Genomic DNA, 528 nt, shown 5'->3' on the forward strand with positions numbered 1-528 from the left:
CTGTGACGCCGGTCGCCGCCACGCCCTTCTCCTCGACCGCGGCCGCCATGACCGTGATCCTGTGACGCCGGTCGCCGCCACGCCCTTCTCCTCGACCGCGGCCGCCATGACCGTGATCATCCGCAGTCTGGTCTCCTCGCCCTTCTTCATGGGTTCAGTATAGACCGGTCTACATATTTTGGCCCAGTGTGGCTGCAAGGGGCGGCTCGGGTCCCGCGCTACTCGGCCAGTGCGCGAAGGGTGCGCAGCATCTTGCGGCTCATCACGAAGCTGATCGGTTCGAGCAGGGTCGGGCCGAACGCGAGACTGCTCGCCCGCCCACCGCTGTGGGCGTAGCGTCCCCGCTCGATCAGGCGGGTGCCCCCGCCCCCGTCGTCGAGCAGGTGGAACGCCCACAGCGACGCGTCGGCGCCGTCGGGCGACGAACCGATCAGCACCAGATGCCGACCCTGCTCTATCGCGGCGACCGTCAGCGGTGGCGCTTTGGGGTGCAGCAGCACCGGATCACCCACCGCGAGGTGCTGGAAC

Annotated in this window: 1 protein-coding gene; it reads right to left on the bottom strand. The window is 68.9% G+C overall.

Translation table 11 applies throughout. From position 1 onward, the window contains the following. Positions 1-218: 218 nt before the first annotated feature. The coding region (locus AC1DYG_RS19155) for an SRPBCC family protein (RefSeq protein WP_477641448.1) at positions 219-528 on the bottom strand (310 nt) is incomplete at its 5' end.

The sequence above is a fragment of the Pedococcus sp. P1_H8 genome, assembly GCF_056405175.1.